Source organism: Arachidicoccus terrestris (assembly GCF_020042345.1).
Classification (GTDB): domain Bacteria; phylum Bacteroidota; class Bacteroidia; order Chitinophagales; family Chitinophagaceae; genus Arachidicoccus; species Arachidicoccus terrestris.
This window is the reverse complement of record NZ_CP083387.1, coordinates 4,581,494-4,604,399: the sequence shown is the minus strand read 5'-3', so window position 1 is coordinate 4,604,399 and position 22,906 is coordinate 4,581,494. Positions and strand designations below refer to the sequence as shown.

16 protein-coding genes are annotated in these 22,906 nt (G+C 45.0%); 11 read left to right on the top strand and 5 right to left on the bottom strand.

All coding sequences use genetic code 11. The features are described from left to right. Positions 1–63: 63 nt before the first annotated feature. From K9M52_RS17965 to K9M52_RS17945, 5 genes are all read left to right on the top strand, one after another. Positions 64–819, top strand: coding sequence for an SDR family NAD(P)-dependent oxidoreductase (locus tag K9M52_RS17965; RefSeq protein ID WP_224069820.1), 756 nt, complete (start codon positions 64–66; stop codon positions 817–819). Between the two features lie 79 nt (positions 820–898). Beyond that, the gene (locus K9M52_RS17960) at positions 899–2,026 is read left to right on the top strand and encodes an epoxide hydrolase family protein (RefSeq protein WP_224069819.1); all 1,128 of its coding nucleotides are present in this window, start codon (positions 899–901) and stop codon (positions 2,024–2,026) included. A gap of 125 nt (positions 2,027–2,151) precedes the next feature. Next, positions 2,152–2,424 (top strand): DUF2089 family protein, encoded by a 273-nt coding sequence (locus K9M52_RS17955; protein WP_224069818.1) that lies wholly within the window; start codon positions 2,152–2,154, stop codon positions 2,422–2,424. Between the two features lie 2 nt (positions 2,425–2,426). Next, positions 2,427–2,987, top strand: coding sequence for a hypothetical protein (locus tag K9M52_RS17950; protein WP_224069817.1), 561 nt, complete (start codon positions 2,427–2,429; stop codon positions 2,985–2,987). Positions 2,988–2,993: 6 nt separating this feature from the next. After that, positions 2,994–4,268, top strand: coding sequence for an alpha/beta fold hydrolase (locus K9M52_RS17945; protein ID WP_224069816.1), 1,275 nt, complete (start codon positions 2,994–2,996; stop codon positions 4,266–4,268). Positions 4,269–4,682: 414 nt separating this feature from the next. On the opposite strand, the gene K9M52_RS17940 is transcribed toward K9M52_RS17945, so the two are convergent. Together K9M52_RS17940 and K9M52_RS17935 are read right to left on the bottom strand one after the other, a co-directional pair. Beyond that, entirely contained in the window at positions 4,683–6,416 is a 1,734-nt protein-coding gene (locus tag K9M52_RS17940; RefSeq protein ID WP_224069815.1) for a RagB/SusD family nutrient uptake outer membrane protein, read from the bottom strand. Between the two features lie 33 nt (positions 6,417–6,449). Further along, on the bottom strand, positions 6,450–9,692 hold the full coding sequence (locus K9M52_RS17935) for a SusC/RagA family TonB-linked outer membrane protein (RefSeq protein ID WP_224069814.1): 3,243 nt from the start codon (positions 9,690–9,692) through the stop codon (positions 6,450–6,452). Positions 9,693–10,194: 502 nt separating this feature from the next. Between K9M52_RS17935 and K9M52_RS17930 the strand changes: the two genes are divergently transcribed. Next, complete coding sequence (locus K9M52_RS17930; RefSeq protein WP_224069813.1) at positions 10,195–13,401, top strand: glycoside hydrolase family 2 TIM barrel-domain containing protein; 3,207 nt, start codon at positions 10,195–10,197, stop codon at positions 13,399–13,401. A 498-nt stretch (positions 13,402–13,899) separates the two neighbouring features. Here the strand turns inward: K9M52_RS17930 and K9M52_RS17925 are convergent, their stop codons facing one another. Further along, positions 13,900–15,327 (bottom strand): alpha-L-fucosidase, encoded by a 1,428-nt coding sequence (locus K9M52_RS17925; protein ID WP_224069812.1) that lies wholly within the window; start codon positions 15,325–15,327, stop codon positions 13,900–13,902. A gap of 150 nt (positions 15,328–15,477) precedes the next feature. On the opposite strand from K9M52_RS17925, the gene K9M52_RS17920 reads away from it, so the two are divergent. The 5 genes from K9M52_RS17920 to K9M52_RS17900 all read left to right on the top strand — a co-directional run bounded on the left by K9M52_RS17920 (position 15,478) and on the right by K9M52_RS17900 (position 21,150). Next, positions 15,478–15,627 carry a hypothetical protein gene (locus K9M52_RS17920; protein WP_224069811.1) on the top strand — a complete coding sequence of 50 codons (150 nt, stop codon included), beginning with the start codon at positions 15,478–15,480 and terminating at the stop codon, positions 15,625–15,627. A 13-nt stretch (positions 15,628–15,640) separates the two neighbouring features. Continuing rightward, on the top strand, positions 15,641–16,339 hold the full coding sequence (locus K9M52_RS17915; RefSeq protein WP_224069810.1) for an SGNH/GDSL hydrolase family protein: 699 nt from the start codon (positions 15,641–15,643) through the stop codon (positions 16,337–16,339). Between the two features lie 189 nt (positions 16,340–16,528). Then, positions 16,529–17,968 carry an exodeoxyribonuclease VII large subunit gene (xseA, locus tag K9M52_RS17910; RefSeq protein ID WP_224069809.1) on the top strand — a complete coding sequence of 480 codons (1,440 nt, stop codon included), beginning with the start codon at positions 16,529–16,531 and terminating at the stop codon, positions 17,966–17,968. After that, positions 17,946–18,215 carry an exodeoxyribonuclease VII small subunit gene (gene xseB, locus K9M52_RS17905; protein WP_224069808.1) on the top strand — a complete coding sequence of 90 codons (270 nt, stop codon included), beginning with the start codon at positions 17,946–17,948 and terminating at the stop codon, positions 18,213–18,215. The genes xseA and xseB overlap by 23 nt, the downstream gene beginning before the upstream one ends. Positions 18,216–18,324: 109 nt before the next feature. Further along, positions 18,325–21,150 (top strand): glycoside hydrolase family 2 protein, encoded by a 2,826-nt coding sequence (locus tag K9M52_RS17900; protein ID WP_224069807.1) that lies wholly within the window; start codon positions 18,325–18,327, stop codon positions 21,148–21,150. A 69-nt stretch (positions 21,151–21,219) separates the two neighbouring features. Here K9M52_RS17900 and K9M52_RS17895 read toward each other — a convergent pair whose 3' ends face one another. Further along, positions 21,220–22,080, bottom strand: a complete 861-nt coding sequence (locus tag K9M52_RS17895) for a hypothetical protein (protein WP_224069806.1) — start codon at positions 22,078–22,080, stop codon at positions 21,220–21,222. 47 nt (positions 22,081–22,127) lie between these two features. After that, the gene (locus K9M52_RS17890; protein ID WP_224069805.1) at positions 22,128–22,844 is read right to left on the bottom strand and encodes a hypothetical protein; all 717 of its coding nucleotides are present in this window, start codon (positions 22,842–22,844) and stop codon (positions 22,128–22,130) included. Positions 22,845–22,906 lie beyond the last annotated feature (62 nt).

Here is a 22,906-nt window from a genome sequence, read left to right as displayed (position 1 = left end):
AGTTATGGAACCCATTAGCTTTCCATAATAGTATCCATTTACAAATTTAAATGATAAAAAAAAATGAAACTAAAGAATAAAGTAACGATAATTACAGGGGCGTCTAAAGGCATAGGCGCATCCATAGCAAAACATTTTGCAGAAGAAGGTGCAAAAGTTGTTGTAAATTACGCATCGAGTAAAGAAGCAGCGGATAAAGTAGTAAGAACCATCAACCACAATGGTGGCATGGCTATTGCCGTGAAAGCAGATATCTCTAAGGAACTAGATGTTCTTAGGCTATTTGAAGAAACAGAAAAGGCTTTTGGCACTTTAGATATTTTAGTGAACAATGCCGTGTTTCAACAGTATTTACCTATTGAAGCAGTGTCGGTAGAGGCCTTTCGTCAGCATTTTGACGTCAACGTTTTAGGCCCGATACTGACAATTCAGATCGCACTGAAATCATTTGAAAGTAAGGGCGGTAATATTATCAATATTAGTTCGGGTGCAAGCAAATATCCACTTCCGTCGGCTTCATTATACTCTTCAACTAAGGCCGCTCTGGATGCAATAACCATATCATTATCGAAAGAATTGGGCGCCAAGAACATCCGTATCAACTCCATCCTGCCGGGTGCAACGGATACGGAAGGTGCCCGAAGTGCAGGTGTTACGGCCGGCAGTGAGTACGAGAAAATGTTTATTGCAAATACGCCGCTTGGCCGCAGAGGTCGACCAGAAGATATTGCGAAAGCTGCCGTGTTCCTTGCCTCCGATGATGCAGCATGGATTACGGGAGAACAAATATCGGTTTCGGGTGGCATGTATGGTTTTTAATTTCATTCGCTCAAAATGGAAACAGCCGGCCCCTCTGACTGTTTCCATTTTTTGTTACATTTACAAATTATCTTTTATTATGATAACACCATTTTCAGTCAGCGCTTCTCAGAAAACTCTTGATGATCTAAAATCAAGAATTAAAAATACCCGTTGGACGGATGAAATAATGGATTCTGGATGGAACCATGGAGCGAGCCTTTCTTATATGAAAGAATTGGCGGATTACTGGGCCAGCTTTTTTGACTGGAGAAAGGTTGAAAGTGAAATTAATACCTATCCCAATTTCATAGCAGAAATTGAGGAGCATAAAATTCACTATTTGCATATCAAGGGAAAGGGGAAAAAGTCGATTCCATTACTCATTACGCACGGTTGGCCAGGATCCTTTCTTGAAATGATGAAACTGATTCCGTTGCTAACGAATGATGAGCATACCTCCTTTGATCTGGTGATCCCGAGTGTTATTGGATTTGGCTTTTCCAGCAAAGCAACAGAACCGGGATGTAATAGCGCTTTTGTGGCTGAACTATGGCATAAACTAATGACTGAATTAGGCTACCAAAGATATGGTTGTCAGGGTGGAGACATTGGTTCCGGCATCAGCACATGGTTATCGTTAAAACATCCTGAAAATATAATAGGACTGCATCTTAACTATATTTCAGGATCGTACAAACCATTCCTTAAAGATAATACGTTGCTCCCAGAGGAAGTAAAACATTTTCAAAAAGTTGCAAATGGCTGGTCTGCAAAGGAAGGCGCATACGCTTACCAGCATGCTACAAAACCCATTACATTGGCGTATGGGTTAAATGATTCACCCGTCGGATTATGTGCCTGGATAATTGAGAAGTTTAACAGTTGGAGGGATAATAATGGCAATATTGAGCAAGTCTTCTCAAAAGATGAATTACTGGCAAATGTTACTTTATATTGGATTACACAGACAATTCACTCTTCTATCCGTATTTATCATGAAAACAGCCTACATCCACTCATATTTGGAGAGCATGATTTTGTAAGTATTCCGGTGGCATTTGCAAAATTTCCAAAGGAACTCCCTACACCGCCACGTTCCTATATAGAAAAAGGATTTAATATTGAGCATTGGACCGAAATGCCACACGGCGGACATTTTGCAGCAATGGAACAACCCAGTCTCCTAGCAAAAGACATCAGGGGATTCTTTCATGAGCGGTCTTAAAAAATAATAGACTAAAATATTAAAGAAATGGGTTTTAACTATAATTCAAATTATTTAATAAAAAAATTAATTTTATTAAACTATAGTTAAATAAAATTGATAAATATTAGTATATTTGAGCCGAAATGGAGAAAAAGTTACCTATTTACTGTCCTAGCTGCAACGGCCACCTAAATGTTGAATCACTCAATTGTCAATATTGCCAGACTAAAGTAATGGGGGACTTTCAGCTACCGGATTTGATACATTTAACGGCCGATGATCAGAAATTCATTCTTGAATTTGTCAAGGCCAGCGGCAGCATCAAATTAATAGCGGAACAAATGAAACTCAGTTATCCTACTGTGCGCAATATATTGGATGATATTATTGAAAAAATAAAAAATTTGGAGGGCTAATCATGGTTTCTATTTTTAACCCTTTTCAAAAAATAGCCGGAACAAGAGCCCTCAATATGGGTATCGTAATTACCTTTCTAACATTGTTGATATCATTTTATAGTCATAGTGTATTTAATGGCGTCATCGATTTTCACGTGTTCCCATTTTCGACGATCTGGCCTTACGCGTTTTATTATGTCATTGCCTGGCTATGTCTGGTTATTTATTTTGGATTAGCCGGCCTGATTTTCACTAAAACAAGATTCAGATGGATAGATATAGCCGGAACTACGCTGCTTAGCAGATTTCCTTTATTGCTGATTGCCATTGCGGCCTTTGCGATTCCTTATATTGACACCGCGGCACTGAGCAATCTGTCCAAGATTCACTTTACGGCGGGATTTTATATCGCTTCTACTTTTTCCCTTTTATGTATTATTTGGACCATTGCTCTTTACTACAACAGCTACCGGATTTGTTTAAATATCAAAGGCCAAAAAGCCATATGGTCGTTTATTGCCGTAATGATCATGGCGGAGGCCACATCTCTGTTTATTATCCATTGCATTCATCTAAAATAATACCTTATGAAACTGAAACTTTTATTGCTGGTGCTGCTCTTTCCAATAATACTCTTCGCGCAGACAGCACAGGATAATGCTAACGCATTTGTCAATGCCTTTATGCAAGGAAATTATGACCAGGCACTCAGTTATGCGGACAGCTCTTTTAAGAATAAGGTAACATCGGCTATGCTGGGACAATTGAGACAAGGCATTATTCAAAAACTGGGGGATTTTAAAAAAATCATATCGACAACTTTAAAACCGGAACTGAGCAATCAGGCTTGTTATGTTTTTTGTGGATTTGCAAAAGACAGCCTGGATTTTAAAACAGTTATTAATAAGGACTTAAAAGTCATTGGCCTGTTTTTGACGCCACATCCCAAAAACAGTTATTCTGCAAATGACCCCAACACGTACAATATACAATCGGGCAATCTGACATTGCCAGGCACCTTACTTATTCCCAGTAAAAACAACCATAAAAGGCTGGTTATTTTGGTCCATGGTTCCGGCGCGCACGACCGGGATGAAACATTAGGACAGATTAAGCCTTTCCGGGATCTGGCAGATGAATTATTAAAAAAAGGCATCGCCTCTTACAGATACGATAAAAGAACCTATGTAGATCCAGGTTCATTACCTCAGAATTTTACCGTAGATGATGAAGTAACAGATGATGTTTTAAATATCATTGGCTATTTCCATGCAAATGACAGTTTTCGCAATTACAAACTGTATATAATCGGGCACAGCCTGGGCGCCCTGATGGCCCCCAGAATAGCTCAAAAAGCGGATGGGGTACTCAGTGGCTTAGTCATGTTGGCAGCGCCCGCTCGACAAATTGAGGACTTGCTCCTCGAACAAGCCATCTATCTGGATTCTTTGCTACCAGATAAAAAAAGGAACCAGGCGCTACAAATAATAAGAAAAAAAGTAAATTATCTGCACAGCTCGGCCTTCAATGAGAACTCTTTGCCTGATTCGTTGCCCTTGAATCAAAAAGCGAGCTATTGGTTATCCCTCGGATCCTACAAACCGTTACAGATCATTCAAAGTTTGTCCCAGCCCGTTCTGATCCTGCAAGGAGAAAAGGACTACCAAGTCCGGATGACGGATTTTAACTTATGGAAAAGCGCGACCAAAGGTATGCCGAATATCCGTTTCAAGAGCTATCCGGAGTTGTCTCATATTTTTATGCCGAGCGAAGGAACACCGGGTCCCAAAGATTATGTAGGGCAGAAACATATACCTGGTAATGTCACCGAAGATATTGCAGAGTGGATTTTAGCCCACTGATAGCATTAAATAGTTTTGGCCGGTTCCAACTCGTTACTTTTAGAAGTAGCCTAATCCATCATCAACGCATATAAAGATCCATCAGAAAAATGTCCTCTTTCCTGATCCCTATTATAACTAGTCCGATCACCTCATAGAAATATTCAATACCAGGATTCTTTGCCTCTATTCGTAGATCGAAAATTGATAGCGTACACAAACGATATTCTTTCAGAGGTAAACTCAACATTTAATTGCTTGCATGCGATAAACTGCATAAAGGAACCGCCGGTTACAATGCTTACTATGAGAATATGTGCATTGCCTATTGATAGATTGATGCGTGTATAAGGGCCAAAAAAATCGGGGCCAAAGCCCCGATTTCTTGCGTTAAATTGCATCATATGTATCAACTCATATTCTTTCACGCTCTTGCTATTTTCCAGCAATATTTTGCTGTAGTACGCCACCTGAACGATCGATCTGTTGCTGAGGGATAGGGAAGATCTTATCCCTGTCCTCAAAGGTGAGCGGCTGGGAAGCTGACACATAATTTGTTTCGAATTTCTGGTAGCTTTCAATCACCGTTTTAGCAATACCCCACCGGACCAGATCATAAAACCGGTGTCCTTCAAGAGCCAGCTCCAGCCGTCTTTCCATTTCAATAGCCTTCATGGCATATTCCTTACTGGCAAAAGATGGATAGGTTTTGACCAGGTATTTGGCCGCAGGTGTACCGCCGATTTTAAGCGCCGGCAGCAATGCGGCTCTTTTACGGACATCGTTGACCCTGTTTAATGCATATGTCAGATCGTTTGTCTGGGCAGCACATTCCGCCGCCATCAGATATACATCCGCCAGGCGAATGATATTGACATTTAAGCTGGTGATCTGTGGGGTACCGGGAACACTATTGCCGCCAAAATCGGCCTTATCGATCATTTGCTTTTTAGAGACAAAAGGACCGCCAAAGGCTGCTTCACGAATCCAGGCGTCCCCTGGAAAGATGCCCCAGTCTTTAAACGGAACCCCTCTTCTGCCTATCGTATAATCCAGTCTGGGGTCTACCCGCAGGTTCTGGTCTACTTTATAATTTTCCTTGGCTGATCCTGAAAGGCCTACATCAGATTTATAGGGATTCGCACGGTAATCTGCCGGATCCAGATAAGGTAAGCCATTGGCATCTACTTTATAAGCATTGGCCAGATCAACAGACGGCTGGAAGAAACCGCAGCAGTTGACAGGCGCGTTCCCATAAAAGCCGGAGAGCATATCACCTATATTTCCATTATCACCGGAACCGTCCGGGTTAATGAGATGCTGAGCAGCGAAGATGCTGCCGGGACCATTTTCCTTATTCACGTCAAAATTGTCCGTAAAAGGAATACTGGTCAGCGCTGGTTTGCGCGTGATGACATCTTTAAACAGCGGCAATGCCTGATCATATTTCTTCTCATATAGGTAGACTTTACCCAGGTAGGATTCAGCGGCATATTTATCGACCCGGCCAGCCTGACCACCAGGTTTATCATAAGTTAGATTGGTTACGGCAAATTGTAAATCCTGTTCAATCTTCGGCGTGATATCCGCATCATTAGGCACCTTGGCAGCATCTGCCGTGCTGGTAATGCTTTCATCGATATAGGGGATCTCATTGCCAAAGACACGGATCAGGAAGAAATAATAGTGGGCACGCAAAAACTTAGCCTGTGCTTCGATGAGCTTAGCTTCTTCATCAGAGAACTTATCGTCCTGATCCGTTGCCTGAACCTTGGCAAGTAATCTTAATGTCAGGTTACACCGGATCACCCCTTCATAATAGTTATTCCACATGGTGGGTAAGTTATCATTGGTAGGGTTGACTTTATGCAGTTCAATATCATTCATGGGCGACTGGTCGGCATTACTGCTGCCTTTATGGGCGTCATCCGCGGCCACTTCTCCAAAGAGCCATTGGCTGGGAGCCGTGGAATAATTCCCCCAGGTGCCATTGATATTGCCGTTGACTAATGCATATGCCCCGACCAGCGCATTGTTGACCGCTTTGGTGGTCAGTAGCTGATCGTCCGTGATCTGCGCCTTGGGTGTAGATTCCAAAAAGCCTTTGCCGCAGGAAAAAAGCGCGAACATCAAGCAGAGTGGAATAATTATTTGATTTATCTTTTTCATAATTAATACGAGTTTAATGTGATTCAAGGAAGCTTAGAAAGTGACATTCATACCAAAGATAAACTGACGGGAAGCCGGGTAAACGCCCAGATCTACGCCAGGAGCAGAGAAGGTGCTGGAGAACTGGCTTACTTCAGGATCTAACCCTGAGTACCCCGTAATGGTAAACAGATTAGTGGCGCTGACGTAGAACCTAAGATTGCTGATCTCTTTGTTTTTAAACCATTTCTCTGTCGGGCATGTATAGCCTAACTGAATGTTCTTCATTCTAAAATAACTGCCGTCCTGAATATAATAGCTATTGGATTGCAGTTCCATGGCTGACGGGTTTCTGTAAGGTGCCGGAACATGACTGCCCGTATTACTAGGACTCCAGGCATCTAACAGGCGCGTGCTGACGGCTCCATCAAAAGCGCTGAAATCTGTATAATAGCGGGTGGCGTCAAAGATATCATTACCCTGAGAAGCATTGAAGAACATAGATAAATCAAAACGCTTGTAGTTCGCGTTAAAACTGATAGAATAGAGAAAATCAGGGTGCGGGTTACCGATAATGGTGCGGTCGTCAGCATTAACCGTACCATCACCATTGATGTCGGCATATTTCTGACCGCCCACGCGCGCACCGTCATAAGATGGCGTGTTTTTGATATCGTCTTCACTTTGATAGATACCGGTTACTTTATATCCGTAGAAGGCGCCAAATACTTCACCGGCTCTCAAAATAGAAGTATTGATACTTCTGAAGGTACCATAGATCTGTTCTGCAACGGTAGGTGCAAGAGAAACCAGTTTATTGACATTTCTGGAGATATTAAAACCCAGGTCAAACTTGAATGCGTCTTTACCGGCACTTTGATGATAATGATAATTCAAGGCGAGTTCTATCCCTTTGTTGGTCATCGTACCGATGTTCACATACGGAGAAGCACCGCCACCGACGGCCTGAGCCGGCAATGGTACCGGATAGAGCATATCTGTAGTCTTTCTGTTGTAGAAGTCCAGAGACCCGTCCAGGTTATGGTTCATAACGGTAAAGTCAAGTCCGGCATTCCAGGACTTCAGCGCTTCCCATTTAACATCCGGATTGTCATAGCTGTTGGTCCAGATACCACTGCTCAGATCTGTACCACCGATAGGATAGGAGGTGGTGTTCTGTGAAGCCTGATAACGACGCAGGTACTGGAAAGAAGGAATGGTCTGGTTACCGGTGGCTCCATAACCGACACGCAATTTCAAGTCGTTGATCCAGTCAGCACCTTTCATGAAATCTTCATTGGAAATTCTCCAGGCAAGACTGGCGGCCGGAAAATTACCATAACGGTGATTAGGGCCGAAATTGGAGGAGCCATCTCTGCGGATCGTGGCACTGAGTAAGTACTTATCGGCATAATCATAATCCGCACGGGCAAATAATGAATACAAAGAAGATTTATAACCGCTGCTTCCGCTGGATTTATTGGTGCTGGCGGCATCCAGATAATAGTAATTGATGTCTCCGAAAATAAAGAAATTATTACCGGTCCCGGTAAGTACCCTGCCGTTGCTTTGTACCGCTTCTGTTCCCGCCAGTAAAGTCAGGTCATGCTTTTCGGCAAAAGTATGCTTGTAGGTCAAGGTATTTGTCCAGGTCCATTCACTGGCATAACCCTGGGTTTCATTTAACGGATTATTGTCATAATTCCCTTCAGAGAACTCAGGATTGGGGTACCCGATGCTGATCGAAGAATAGTTATCATACCGCAGACCATAAGTGGTCTTTAAATTCAAGCCTTCGACAATTTTCAGGTCTGCATAAACGCTTCCAAAGAACTGATTATCGCTGTTGATGTTGTCCTTGGCGCGGTACAGGACAGCCAGCGGGTTTTCTGCGTTCCCCAGCATACTGCCTCTGGTACCGGCGAAATTACCTTTGATGTCATATACGGGAATGATGGTCTGAATACGATAGGCCCAGCCAATCGGTGAACCTTCTCCCTGATAGCTGCCCGCTACATTAGGGTTCGTGGCAAAGCCATTAAACTTCATACGGGAATATTGCATATTCTCTCCGATGGTCAGGTGGTCATTCAATGTCTTGAATGTTGAGTTGGCGCGAATCTGTGCCCTTTCAAAGCCGGTATATTTTACGGTACCGTCTTGTTTAAAATAGCCGCCACTGATGGCATAGGTGGCATTTTCACCGCCACCGATGATACTCATTTCATGACTCTGCATGGGTGCATTATGCGTGATTTCTTCAAACCAGTTAGTGCCTTGTTTATTGGCCTTGGTGATCTGATAGAAGGTCGACGCGTCCTGGGAGTAACGATACAAAGAGGGATCTGTCTGCGCCGGTGTTATATTCTGTCCTTTGTTATCCCCGGGGCCAGCAATCAGGTAGTCGGGTAATGTGGGCACATCGCCTGTGCCATAGTTATCACCCACGGACTTTTCGTTAATGGGGATCCCGGCGTTTTTTACAGCCGTAAACAGATAATCAGCGTACTGTTGTGGATTGAGGTAATGGGGAAAAGTCCCTTTGTTAGGCGCCTGAACACCGTAATAAGATGTAACAGAAATCCTGGGCGGACCGACCCGGCCTTTTTTAGTGGTAATGATCACAACACCGTTATTGGCCCTGGAACCATAGATTGAGGCGGCAGAGGCGTCTTTGAGGACCTGCATCGTCTCAATATCCTCAGCACTTAACCAACTTAGCTTCCCTGTATAGGGCATTCCGTCAATAATAAACAACGGATCGTTGTTATTAATCGTACTGAAACCTCTGATACGGATCTGGGGAGTCGATCCGGGAGATCCATCATTGATGATCTGTACACCGGCGGCCTTTCCCTGCATCGCTTCTACAGGGCTCGCAGCAGGTTGATCCTTGACTTCTTTCATGTCCACCACAGCGACCGCTCCGGTCAGATCCTTTTTTTGCATGGTGCCGTAACCAACGACGATCACATCACTCAGATCTGAATTGACCGGTGTTAGCTGCATATTAATCACAGCATCGTTCCCGACAGTGAAGGTGGCTTTTTTGAAACCGACGGAAGAAAACTGTAGCACATCGCCGACGGCAGCATTAATCGTATATTGCCCACTCTCGTCAGTGGTGGTTCCTACTTTTTTGCCCTGAATTTCAACAGAGGCATTGGGGAGCGGCGCTCCTTTTTCTGAAGTTACCTTTCCTGAAACGGTTTTGCTTTGCGCGAAAGCCTGGAAACTCATGGCAAAACAAAATGTAAGCAAGAAAAGTAACATTGCAGTGGGGTTCAATCTTTTCATACATTAAAATGTTTTAAAGTGTACTGATTTTGATGCAATTGCTCCCCTAAGATATGTTAAATAGTTATGTTAATAAAAAATAAAATTTAACAAGTTTGTGCAAAATATGCTTAACATAAAACAGTATATTGAATAAAAATGGCATAAATAAGGATAACATTATATAATCATGTGTTGGGGATAATGCCTGCCAGCCCTCTTTTTAACAAACATTCATAGTCCGCCGGAGGAGCTTCATATGTCGGATTTATTCGACCATTTTTCCATAGAATAATTGTGGAAAAAAAGCGACTTTTCATTTGAATGGCTTAGGGAAGCTTTCAGAAAATGGAAACAGCGCCGTCATCCTTGAGATTTTTAATTATCTTGCCAGATCACTATTTTTATTTGTGGCCTTTTCAATGCAAAGGTTTGCACTAAAAAGGCCGCAAATAAAAATACGCAAAAACACAGTAGCTTATCACTCACTTTTTCTATAAACCAATCAGAAAACTACATGCAAATGCATCAGTTATTTATCTCAAGAAGTCTTTTAGCAGGCGCGTCCCTGTTATTAAGCGGATTATTTATGCAGGGCCGCTCTCAGGGTTCCTCAGGCAGCCATCTGTTCAGCCAGACAGATACGGCAGCCGTACCTAAGGAAATCCAGGACCCCGAATGTCTCGGTATCAATAAAGAACCGTACCATGCGACCCTAATGCCCTACGGTAATTTGCAGGAAGCTTTAAAGGGCGACCGCCGTCATTCAACCTTTGCGCGGAGCCTGAATGGCACCTGGAAATTTAACTGGGTTGACTGGCCACAGAAAAGGCCGGTGGACTTTTATAAACCAGGCTATGACGTATCCGGGTGGGCAGATATCCCCGTGCCATCTAACTGGCAGGTGATGGGCTATGGGACACCTAACTATAGTAACTACAATTATATTTTTCAAAAAGACTTTCCAAAGGTTATGAGTACGCCGCCCGTCAGCTTTACCACCTATGAGAAGAGAAACCCAGTGGGCAGCTATCGCCGCAATTTTGAGGTGCCCGCTACCTGGGATGGCAGAGAGGTCTTTGTCACTTTTGACGGCGTTGACGCTGGCTTTTTCCTGTATGTCAATGGCCAGAAGGTCGGCTATAGCGTGAATAGCCGCAATGCGGCTGAATTTAATCTGACAAAGTATGTGCATCCCGGCCTAAATATGATCGCCGTAGAGGTCTACAGGTTTACCACAGGAAGCTATCTGGAGGATCAGGATATGTGGCGGTTAAGCGGCATCTTCCGCAATGTTACGCTCTGGAGCAGCCCTAAAGTGCATATCCGGGACTTCTTTATTAAAACGAGGCTGGATAAGCAATACAAGAATGCCACATTAGAGTTGGGTGCCAAAGTGAAAAACTTCAGTGACAGGACCCAGCCTGCAAGAGAGCTCACTTTGCAGCTCTATGAAGGCAACCGGGAAATAAAAGGTGAAAATACAACGGTCAGTGTACCGGAACTCAGGCCAGGCCAGGAAGTAGAACTGCATAAAGCAATCACCGTGAAAGATCCTAAAAAATGGACGGCAGAAACGCCGGTTTTATATACTTCTGTATTAAAATTGACGCCGGAGAGTACTTCAGCAGAGATTCTCTCAGCCAAAACGGGCTTCAGAGATATTAAGATCGTGGGTCGCGAACTTTTAGTAAACGGTGTCCCCATTAAACTCAAGGGCGTTAACCGTCACGAAAACTGGCCGGATGACGGCCACGCTGTCACCGAAGAGCAGATGATCCGAGATATTGAACTGATTAAACAGGCCAATTGTAATCATGTCCGCACCTGTCATTACAGTGATGATCCCAGATGGTATGAGCTTTGTGATCAGTATGGGATCTATCTGGTGGCAGAGGCGAATGTCGAAAGTCACGGCGCCTGGGATGAATTTAATGAGGATCCCAGGATCAAAGGGGCGATCATTGACCGCAATGTGGCCAATGTAGAAAACTTCAAGAACCATCCAAGTGTAATTATCTGGTCATTGGGTAACGAATGTGGCAGCGGCGGCACCAACTTTAGGGCCGCGCTCAGCCGGATCCGGGAAATCGATCCGACGCGTCCAACTCATTACCAGGGCTTCGGCATCGGTGATAAAAATCCGGCCGACATTGACAGTGAAATGTATACCAGCCTGGATGGGGTGGAAGATCATGCCAAAGACAGCCGGCTGACCAAACCGTTTTATCTTTGTGAATATGCGCATGCGATGTTTAATTCAATGGGGTCCGTAGATCTCTATAATGATCTTTTTGATAAGTACCCTGCGCTTTTGGGTGGGGCCATCTGGGAATGGCAGGATCAGGGTATCTATAACAGAAGAGACCCGCTGCATCCGATTACAGCCTTTGGCGGCGGCTTTGGGGAAGTACCCAACGATCATTATTTTATCCATAAAGGCGTAGTCTTTTCTGATCGCAGCCTCAAACCCCATTATCCGGAACTCAAGCATGCTTATCAATGGGTAACGATCCGTCTAAAGGACACGGCGGCTCAGATGATCACCCTTAAAAACAGATACCAGTTTACCGATCTGGATCAGCTCACCGCTTCGTGGGCCTTATCGGAAGACGGCCATCAGGTCGCCGGCGGTCCATTAAAAATAGGGGCGCTGGCCCCCGGACAGCAAAAGGACGTCAAGATTCCGTACAAATTAAAGGCAAAACCTGGCAAGGCGTATTTTGTACGCGTTGCCTTTCAGCTGGGCAGTGATGCGCTCTGGGCGAATAAAGGGTATGAGGTGGCCAGTCAGCAATTTGAACTGGGCACTCCGGTGGCTAAAGCAGCGCCTCCTGTCAGTGGTCAGCTAAAAGTACAGACACAGGGAGATAACATCCTGATAACAGGTCGGGGTTTTACATTGAATTTTGATAAGAAAGCCGGTGTATTTACCCGTATGACCAGCCAGGGAGAAAGCCTGCTCAAAGAAGGGGCGAAAGGTCCTTATCTGCATTTATGGCGGGCTCCGCACAGAAAAGATGACATGTGGGCCTATGGTGACTGGAAAGCCTATGGACTGGATGATTTGAAATGGACAGCTGTTGAATGCCACATAATAGCGCAAAAGCCAACTGAGGTACAGCTTTCTGTTACCCTTACCGGTAAAGGTCATCACAATTTCAGTGTAGAACATCAGGTGGTATATACGATCCAGGGAAATGGCCGGCTGACGGCTGACAACAAAGTCCATTTTAGCAAGCAGGACATAGCACTCGGCAGACTGGGCGTCCGGCTGTTTTTAAATAAATCGCTCAACCGGGTTGAATACCTGGGACGGGGGCCTATGGAAAATTACGCCGACCGTAAATCCGGTTTTGACGTCGGGGACTATTCCAGCAGCATTATGGCCCAGATGACGGGTTATGAAAAGCCGATGGATTGCGGCAACCATGAAGATGTCCGTTGGATCAATCTGACAGACAGCATGTCCGGTAAAGGCCTGAAAGCTTTTCATGTGGGTCAGTCCTATATACAATTCACGGCATTGCCGTATAGTGATGAGCAGATGACACCGGTTGAATATAAAATTGATTTGCCAGAGCCTGACGCTTCGGTGCTGGTCATTGCCCATCAGACACTGGGGGTCGGATCATACGGCTGCGGCCCTAAACCGCTGGAACGTTTTATTGTCCGCTCCAGGGATACCCGCTTCAGCTACGGGCTGGACCTGTCGGGTAAAAAACAGTAAGCGTAAGCGGAGTCGACTGATTTGGAATGTCTGAGTTGCACTACCATGACGGGATTCTTTAATCAAAAGAAGTAAAGGATTCTGTCTTGGTACAACTTACTGACTTATCCTGATATAGCATCTTCATTTTCTATGACGAAATACCGTCCCGGCATGCCGAACAGCAGACAGATCTCAATGAGGCTGTCAATATTAAAAAAGCATTAAAAATGTAGTCTGACTGGGGTACCCAGTCGGACTACACATGCAAACGAGTGGGCACTTCGTCGCCGGAGGCGTCCACCTATCGCGTCTGTTAATTCAATCCAACGAGAAGGACTCATGGTAAATGAATTTGTGCCGGCTTCATAGATTACGGGGGCGAATTCGCCCCCGTAATCTATGTATTGTTAAGTTTTTTCCAAAGCCCCAAAAACAATGGTGTTTTTGTTTCTCTTCCCGGTTGCTTTATTATTGAAAATTAAAACAACCCGTGGCTCTTTTACTGTCTAGAAAATATTATTTCAGCATGAGTTCGGCAACCGGGATATCGTAGGGCGGACGGACCTTCGGCAGCGTTAAGACAATGTCACCATTCTGTTCTTTATATAACAATTCTGAAGCGTCACTTAGGATCTGCGCATAACTGATCTTTCCCGCATATCCTGGCAGTATTAACTTACCATCGTCAGGCAGCTCATATAAAAAGACATAAAGCCGTTTTGTGACCGGATTATAACTGATCTTTGTGCCATCCGGTACCTGATAGCTATCTGGCGCATAGGTGCAGCCATAAATGGCCCTGTCATTGGCGTGCATCCAGTAAGCAATGCTATCCAGATGACTGATGGCACGATAGTCAAATTCTCCCCGGGCAGTCGGTCCGACGTTCAAGATCAGATTTCCTCCATTGGTTACAGAGGATATTAACAGGTCCAGTAGTTGATGATTGGATTTCCAGGATGTTTCATCGCGATAATAGCCCCAGGAGCCAGAGAATGTCTGACAGGTCTCCCAGGTCTTGCCTCTGTATTTGGCAAGGGTTTCGGCGCTCACCTGTTCGGGCGTTTCAAAATCATATCCGTCAGCATAGTTGTTCAGGTCCAGCCGGTTGTCTACGATAATGCCTGGCTGTAGTTTTCGGATCATTTTTAATAGATCTTTGGACCCCCAGTCCTCATGGCCCTTACCGAACTTGCCGGGGTAGGAGAAGTCCAGCCACATAATATCGATCTTCCCGTAATTAGTCAGCAGTTCTTTCACCTGGTTGAACAGATATTGCCGGTATTTACCGAAATCCTTCCCCCGATTTAACGAAGCGTAGGCAGCACTGTCGCCCTTATCCAGGCGCTGCGGATGATGTTTGTCGATGGTGAAATCGGGATGATGCCAGTCGATCAGGGAATAATAAAAGCCTACTTTCAGTCCCTCAGCTCTGAAGGCGTCTACAAATTCCCGGACCAGATCTCTGTGTGCTTTTGTATTCATCGCTTTGTAGTCCGTATACTTAGAATCGAACAGACAAAACCCTTCATGGTGTTTTGTGGTCAGTACCGCGTATTTCATGCCGGCCGCTTTTGCCTCCTTTGCCCACTTTCTGGGTTCGAAATGGTCAGGGTCAAAATTGTCGAAATACTTCTGGTACTGAGCGTTGGTCATCCTTTCCCGGTTTTTGACCCACTCATGACGGGCGGCTTCTGAATACAGCCCCCAATGGATGAACATGCCGAATCGGGCATCTGTCCACCACTTCATACGCGTTGTTTTCTGCTGCGCGGTTTCATTTGACAGGTGTTGCTGGCTGTAAACGGTACCTGTTACTAAAACAGCAAGTAATAAAAAAGAGATCAGTTTTTTCATGGTATCTTTTAGATTTTGGTGATCAAAATATATCCGCTGTGCCTGATGATACGGTTGAGTGATTTTGCTCCATGAAATTACACGCATTTATTTCAAGTCTTTAATGACAAATTAACTTGTTATACAACAATCTTGGCTTCTTTGAAGCAATCTTCAATTACTGTTTTCAATCCGTTCATATGGAGAAACTGCAATCAAATGTTAATAGTTGCCGCCTCAATCTATAAAATTCTTAATTTGACCTTTGAAAAAGAAGGCGGATGGCAGGAAGAATGGCAGATCGTTCCGATCATGAAACACACGGCTGTTCAACATTTACCAATGCTTTTTCCAGCAGCCACCTGTCAGCTTTTTAACTCATTCAGAAAACTAAAATCGATCTATTAAATTACAAATGACTATGACTATTCAAAGCAAAATTACTGCAGCAGCCTTGCTGATGCTTACATTTGGGTTGGGCACTATACAAGCCAAGGCCCAGAAAGGAGACTGGGCTAACTTTAAAAAATATAACGCTTCCAATCAGATGGTCAAAGCGTTGCCGTCTTCGGACAGGCAGGTGGTCTTTATGGGTAACTCCATTACAGAAGGCTGGTATCATAATGATAGTAGTTTTTTCAAGACCCATCACTTTATCGGCAGAGGCATCAGCGGACAGACGACATCTCAGATGCTGGTGCGTTTTAGAAAAGATGTACTGGACTTACATCCCAAAGCCGTAGTCATTCTGGCGGGCACCAATGATATTGCTGGAAATACCGGCGATATCGAACTGGATAATATCATGGGGAATCTGGCGTCCATGGCTGAACTGGCAAAGGCGCATGGTGTTAAAGTGCTTTTATGCTCGGTTACGCCAGCTTTCGATTATCCCTGGAGTAGAGGCAAGCAGCCTAATATAAAAATTCCTGCTTTAAATAAAATGATTCAGGCCTATGCCCGCAAAAATCATTTTATTTATGTGGATTATTTCTCCAGACTGGCAGATGAAAGGGGCGGATTACCGGCCAGCCTGGCCAAAGATGGCGTCCATCCTACGTTGGAAGGGTACAAGATCATGGAAGAGATCGTCCTGAAGTCCATCAAAAAAGCACTTTAAGAGCTGAACATACATCATATTCATCGTGTTGGATCGGCGGTATTTCTTTTGCTGGTATTATTCCAGCCTGAAGTTACCGCCAATTTTTATATTGTACATTACCAGCTACCCGGGCATTTCCGCTGAGTTATTGTATTTTTGTCTTTAAAATTTAAATCACCCTCAGGCAGTTTTTCATTATTCAAACATATGCAATATCCTCCTTATATAAGGCTCTCTGAACTGGCTGCCATTGTCGGGCAGGTACTGGATACCCGGTTCCGACAGACAGCTTATTGGGTATTGGCGGAAGTCTCGGGGCATCAATACAGACAGGAAAAAAATTATCATAGCTTTGAGCTGGTAGAAAAAAGAGAGGACACCGATGGTTTACTGGCAAAGTTTTCTGCCAAGGCCTGGGGAGCCGGTTCAACCAAAGTGCAGGAATTTGAAAAGAAAACGGGACAGCGGTTTACCAGTAATATTCAGGTATTGGCGCAGGTCAAAGTGGTATTCCACCAGCAGTATGGTCTGGCACTCGATCTGGTGGACCTGGATGCGGCTTATACGGTCGGGAAGTTATATGAGGCCCGGCATTTGACGCTTCAAAAACTGGTGCAGGAAAATGATTTTATTGAAAGGACACCCGAGGGTTATCGTACGCGCAATAAATCCATCCAGTTGCCACCTGTACTGCAAAGACTGGCCATTATCTCATCTTTGACATCGGCAGGCATGGAAGATTTTATCCACACACTGGAAAAAAATCCGGAAGGCTATCAGTTTGAGCTGGATAGATATCTGACCGTGGTACAGGGAGTGGATAATGTGGATCAGATCGTCGGACAGCTTATTCAGGTGTTTAATTCCGGCAAATCGTATGATGCTGTTTTATTGCTTAGAGGGGGTGGTGCCCAAACAGATTTTATTGTATTTGATCATTACCAGATCGCCAGAGCCGTGGCTAAGTTTCCGATACCGGTCATCACTGGTATCGGGCATCAGAAAAATGAAACGATCGCTGACCTGATGGCGCATACTGCCACGAAAACCCCTACACAGGCCGCGGAGTTCATACTGCATCATAATCGAAATTTTGAGAAAAGTATATCGGAACTTCGCCAGTCCATTCTGCTGCATGCCAAAACCTATTTATCAGAGCGCACCCGGCTGGTGGAACATCTCAATGGCCGCCTGTTACACCGGACCCGCGATTTTCTGCAGCTGCAGGAACGCGCTCTATATAAACTGCAGTCATTAATAGTCACCGGCACTACGGAATTAGTCTATGCGCATCAACATGCTTTGCAAAACTTTAAACATGAAGTTTTTAGCACCGTTGAACACAGACTTGCTGGCGCACGAAGGGACATAGGCATTCAAAAAGATAAGATATGGACCTGGTCCGGGATTCAATTGAAGGCCGCCGATACCGGCCTCAGGCATCTGCAAACAAATATCCGGTTAATGAGCCCGGATCAGATCCTGCAAAAAGGCTTTGCCCTGATCAGGGCAAAAGGAAGGATCATCACTGATCATACCCAGTTAACAAAAAACCAATCAATAGAAATTATTACCAGTAAGATCACACTGGATGTAACGGTTAACAATAAAAAAGAAAATACAGATGGAACAGGATTTAACGTATAGTGCTGCTTACGAAGAGCTGGAGAACATTGCCCTGGAAATGGAAAATGAGTCTGTCTCCATTGATGAACTGGCTGTCCGCGTAAAGCGCGCTGCGGAGTTAATCGCCTTTTGTCAAAACAAGTTGCGCGCTACGGAAAAGGAAGTGGCGGCTGTGATGACCAGCATGGAAGAGGGGAAAAGTGCCGCAAAACCAGGAAGTAATCCAGCAAATGTCAATAATAAGGATGACGATAAAAGGCGTGATTAACAGACCACATTTATTCTATAAAAAGCCGGCCCCAATTGGCCAGGCTGTTTTAATACATTGATATCACCTATTATATTTACACTAGATGCGTTGTACGCCTTGTAATTTGATGAAGAAACTTATTTTTTCCTTACTGACCCATCATTTGTGCCAAAGATCAATAGCAGCTGTACTGGCTTTTTCTTTCCTAATGGCGACTCTCAATAGCGCCGGCCAGCAGCCGTTGAGGATAGATGGCGCGGCCAAAGCTGTTCAAACTGAGCTTAACCGGGGCTGGGTTTTTAAACAGGCAGCAACTGTTTCTTCGGGTAAGGATATCGGCAAATGGGCCGAGCCCGGCGCCTCTTTAAAAGGGTGGCAACCTGCCACTGTGCCTGGCACCGTACTGACCAGCTTACTCAATAATGGTAAAGTACCGGATCCGTTTTATGGCATGAACAACAATCAGATCCCCGATATTTATGCAACAGGAAGCGATTACTACACGTATTGGTTTGTCAAAGATTTTGCGATCAGCAACCTCGATCATGATGGGCAATATTATTTGCATTTAAGAGGTGTAAATTATGGGTTCGATGCCTACCTGAATGGACATAAACTAAATGATACGACATTAAAGGGTATGTTTTTGCGCCGTCATTTTAACATCACCAGGCTACTGAATAAAGAGGGAAGCAACCGTCTGGCGATTATTGTTTATCCACCGGATCCGGTTGGTAATCCCAATGGTGGCCAGGGGGGTGACGGAACAATCGCTAAAAATGTCACCCATCAATATGTGGCGGGCTGGGACTGGATTCAACCGGTCAGAGACCGTAATACAGGCATCTGGGATAAGGTTTTTATCTCCTGCGAGGGCCCAATCTTCCTATCGGCACCTCATGTGGTGACGCGTGTTCCGGGCAAAAGAATGCCTTCCGCTAAAGACCAGGCGCCAGCTATCCTCCATACGACGGTGGACCTGCATAACCGTTCGGACCATTCTGTCACGGGGACAGCCAGCTTTCATATGGCAGGCAGTGTGCTTACCAGAAAAGTGACAATAGGCGCGGGAGCATCTACGACTGTCATCTTCGACACAGATACCCTTTACCGTCCTAAACTCTGGTGGCCGTCGGGCATGGAAGCCTTGGGGGATCATCACTTGCCGTTTCTATACCCGGCCAGTTTTCAGTTTACATTGCAGGATGGAAATGTGTCGGATAGTACGCATCTTTTGATTGGCGTTCGCCAGATCGATCACAGATGGAATGACAGAACCAGAAGCACAGAGGTACTCGTCAATGGTCAGCCACTTTTTATCAGAGGGGGTAACTGGATTGTTTCCGACGCAATGCTTCGACTCAGCCCCGAGCGGTATGATGCTGAAGTGAGATTTCATCGGGATATGGGGCTCAATCTGATCCGGGTCTGGGGTGGCGCACTCACCGAGCGGCCGGAATTTTATGAGGCCTGCGACAAGTATGGATTACTGGTAATGCAGGATTTTTGGGGGTCGGGGGATTGCAATGGCAGGTGGCAGGATCCCAAAAAGAAAGATGATATCTGGACACGAAGAGGGTACCCGGATGATCACGGCCTGTTCTTAGCATCTGCTGCAGACCAGATCCGGATGCTCCGCAATTATGCGTCACTGGCCATCTGGTGTGGTGGCAATGAAATAACCCTGGCACCGGATCTGCAATCCGGATTACAAGACAGCCTGCTGCCGCTGTTGGATACCACCCGCTGGTATATTGATTTTTCCAATTCTGACAGCATGTCTTTTAATACGCTGGGAGGAAATGGAGACGGACCTTATGGAATACAGCCGATAGAAAAGTTCTGGACCCATAGAACTTTTCCTTTTAATTCTGAAATCGGTTCCGTGGGTATCGGAGATATTGTTTCTCTAAAGCGCTTTTTGCCACCCGGCAGTTTGCCCGAGCAGCTACCCGCCGCCGGTCAGCAATCCGGTTATGATAAAAGTACGCTGATCGACAGTGTCTGGCAATATCATAAATATATCGGTTATGGCAGTTCTGTGAGCCGGTATGGACAACCGGAAAATACGACTGAATTTGCCAGGATCTGTCAGCTGATCAATTATAATCAGTATCGGGCTTTAATGGAAGGCTTTACGGCGCGGCAGTGGGATTGGTACACAGGTTTTATCATCTGGAAAACCCAAAACCCTTGGACGGCTATGCGTGGGCAGATGTACGACTATTACCTGGATCCCAATGCCTGTCTCTATGGGCTTAAAAAAGCCGCTGAAAAAGTGCATCTGATGTTTAATCCGGCCGATAGCAGTATATATATCGCCAATAATACGTATCAGACCGTACGCAATTTGATCATGGAAATTACAGTCTGTAGCTATGACGGTGCCACAAAGCTGCTGACCAGAACGATCACGCAGGCCATACCACAACACCCTAAACTTCTTTTATCTGTGGCCGGCGCGCTGTCAAGACCGGAAGCGGGGAAAGGCTTGCTCTTGTCCTTAAAGTTACTAGATCTGCATAAAAATATCATCAGTGAAAATATCTATTGGACCAGAGACAAAGCAGGTAATTACAGTGGCCTTCAACATATGAAGGCCTCCTCTCTACAAATAACGGCACGTTGGATTGAAGAGGCCGGCGGACAAAAAAGAATAGAAGTGCAGCTGGATAATCCGAAAGAGGCAGCGCCAGCTTTTTTCAACAGGATTTCTGTTGTCAATAAATCCACTCAGAAGCGGATATTGCCGGCATTTTATTCAGATAATTACCTGACGATACTTCCCGGCGATGCTAAAACGATCTACGTAGATCCTCCTTCAGAAACGGTCCAGAAAAAAATGATCCATTCAACTGAAAATACCTCCAAATTCGAACCAACAGCGCCTACAGACATGGAGATTACGGTTGAGGGCTGGAATTTGCCGAAAAAAAATGTCCGGATCCTGTGATCACAGCAAAAGCTTACAACGTTGTATGCTTAAGTTTCCGGTTGTGTTGGGAAATAGGATATGACTGGTTTAATCTGCATTGCCGGGCTGCTCGATTTTCGTCAGATCTGTGACTGTAGAGAGGCCGGTATCCAGATTGAGCTCTATGGTTTTCACCGCGCCCACCCCCTTGGCCATCCATACCATAATATCGAAATGGACGGTATTGTCTACGGTGTAGTCTCCATCAGGCGAACTGATGGAAATAATACGTTGCTGACTTTTTAAATAGTGGACCCGGATGCAATCTTTATAAGTCCCCGCTGCTGTTTGTATGACGGCCGATGAATCAATGACGCCTTCCTGAACAGTTTGTTTCATCTTGCTGTCGGTCACAGTACCGTCTTCATCTTTGACACCATGCCAGGTCGCCGTAACCGTCGTCGGAAATGCAACCTTATGCAGTGCGTCTTTATGGGGTAGTTTCATCGTAAGAGGTGTTTCCTGATGGGTAAAACTATTAAATGTGGAGGCCAGTAGCTGAAGGGCGTCATAATAGGCAGTAGCGAAATAGGAGGTGGAGTAGGTGTACTCTTCATTATACCTGGCAGATGGATAGAGCTTAATACCCGCAACGACAGCTTCTGCCGCTGCGACGCGATAGCCGGCGGAGTCATGTATATCTAAATAATTAATTCGGGCACTGGCACCGATCTCGTCGCCTGAGACGATCGTATACGTTAATACCGTTCCTTGTTGATCGGGCATATAGCCTAGGCTTTTATGGGTTGAATTGCTGTCACCGGATCTCTGATCGCTGCCCTTATTGTCGCCGCTCCCGCTACTGGCGGCGGATTTCGAGCAGCTGCTCATTATAAAAGAGGTAATGGTTATTAGCAGTGTCACCCGCCATATGGAAACGGGTCTTTTAAAAAGATAGGTATAGGTCATGATTGTAAGTTTATCGTTTTAATTTGTATTGTGGCTGATGTAGTTATTTACTTATTCTCTAGTACGCTGATACGTTGTTTATCACTGGCTGTTAAACCTTCGCCATCCGTAATCTGCCAGATCCAAAGCTGGATATCTCCCATAGCCCCGTCAAGACTGGCCTTTTCTCCGGGAGCCAGATTTACTTTTTTGTCTGCCAGCAGTTGGATTAACTCTTTGATAGGAGCCGCATTGCATACAGGGCCAAAGTCATACCTACTTTCATCGCTGCTGGCATGGCGATGTTCGTTGAGGCAATAGGTATATAACAAAACTTTGCAGGAGGTGTTTTTTGCCAGGTATACAGGCACGTCCTGTATCAGAAGACCATTTTGGTCTTCCAGGCTTTGAGATGCAAAACTAAGACCGGCAGGCAATACCAGTAAAGTATCTTTACCTGTATTGTTCACTAGTTCCATGGATATCAAAACAAAGCTGCCGCTGCCTATGACCTGACAATAGTCCCCCTGTGACTCAAGTGCTGAAACACCTTTTATACCTCCGTCAATGGCTACGCCGGCGCTAAAATGGAAGAGTTGTCCCTGAAGGGCTTCCGTCGAAGGCCCCATGCCGCTGATATGCCCGGGCAGATCATTACCGTCTTTGTCACTAACGGGAGCATCAGATTTGCTGCAACTTACCACCAGCAGGGCACAGGTTAAACAGATGCAGAGCAGTAATACATTCCTTGGATGGCTCATGGCTATACTGAATAGTAAAAACATCAGATCGACTTTAAATAACTATTGATACATTACCTGATTTTAACAGATGGAATGCCCGCACC

What these genes read in the sequence shown, in the direction of transcription:
- K9M52_RS17965 (WP_224069820.1), top strand. Translation starts at nt 64, where the DNA reads ATGAAACTAAAGAATAAAGTAACGATAATTACAGGGGCGTCTAAAGGC.
- K9M52_RS17960 (WP_224069819.1), top strand. Translation starts at nt 899, where the DNA reads ATGATAACACCATTTTCAGTCAGCGCTTCTCAGAAAACTCTTGATGAT.
- K9M52_RS17955 (WP_224069818.1), top strand. Translation starts at nt 2,152, where the DNA reads ATGGAGAAAAAGTTACCTATTTACTGTCCTAGCTGCAACGGCCACCTA.
- K9M52_RS17950 (WP_224069817.1), top strand. Translation starts at nt 2,427, where the DNA reads ATGGTTTCTATTTTTAACCCTTTTCAAAAAATAGCCGGAACAAGAGCC.
- K9M52_RS17945 (WP_224069816.1), top strand. Translation starts at nt 2,994, where the DNA reads ATGAAACTGAAACTTTTATTGCTGGTGCTGCTCTTTCCAATAATACTC.
- K9M52_RS17940 (WP_224069815.1), bottom strand. Translation starts at nt 6,416, where the DNA reads ATGAAAAAGATAAATCAAATAATTATTCCACTCTGCTTGATGTTCGCG.
- K9M52_RS17935 (WP_224069814.1), bottom strand. Translation starts at nt 9,692, where the DNA reads ATGAAAAGATTGAACCCCACTGCAATGTTACTTTTCTTGCTTACATTT.
- K9M52_RS17930 (WP_224069813.1), top strand. Translation starts at nt 10,195, where the DNA reads ATGCATCAGTTATTTATCTCAAGAAGTCTTTTAGCAGGCGCGTCCCTG.
- K9M52_RS17925 (WP_224069812.1), bottom strand. Translation starts at nt 15,327, where the DNA reads ATGCGTGTAATTTCATGGAGCAAAATCACTCAACCGTATCATCAGGCA.
- K9M52_RS17915 (WP_224069810.1), top strand. Translation starts at nt 15,641, where the DNA reads ATGACTATTCAAAGCAAAATTACTGCAGCAGCCTTGCTGATGCTTACA.
- xseA (WP_224069809.1), top strand. Translation starts at nt 16,529, where the DNA reads ATGCAATATCCTCCTTATATAAGGCTCTCTGAACTGGCTGCCATTGTC.
- xseB (WP_224069808.1), top strand. Translation starts at nt 17,946, where the DNA reads ATGGAACAGGATTTAACGTATAGTGCTGCTTACGAAGAGCTGGAGAAC.
- K9M52_RS17900 (WP_224069807.1), top strand. Translation starts at nt 18,325, where the DNA reads ATGAAGAAACTTATTTTTTCCTTACTGACCCATCATTTGTGCCAAAGA.
- K9M52_RS17895 (WP_224069806.1), bottom strand. Translation starts at nt 22,080, where the DNA reads ATGACCTATACCTATCTTTTTAAAAGACCCGTTTCCATATGGCGGGTG.
- K9M52_RS17890 (WP_224069805.1), bottom strand. Translation starts at nt 22,844, where the DNA reads ATGTTTTTACTATTCAGTATAGCCATGAGCCATCCAAGGAATGTATTA.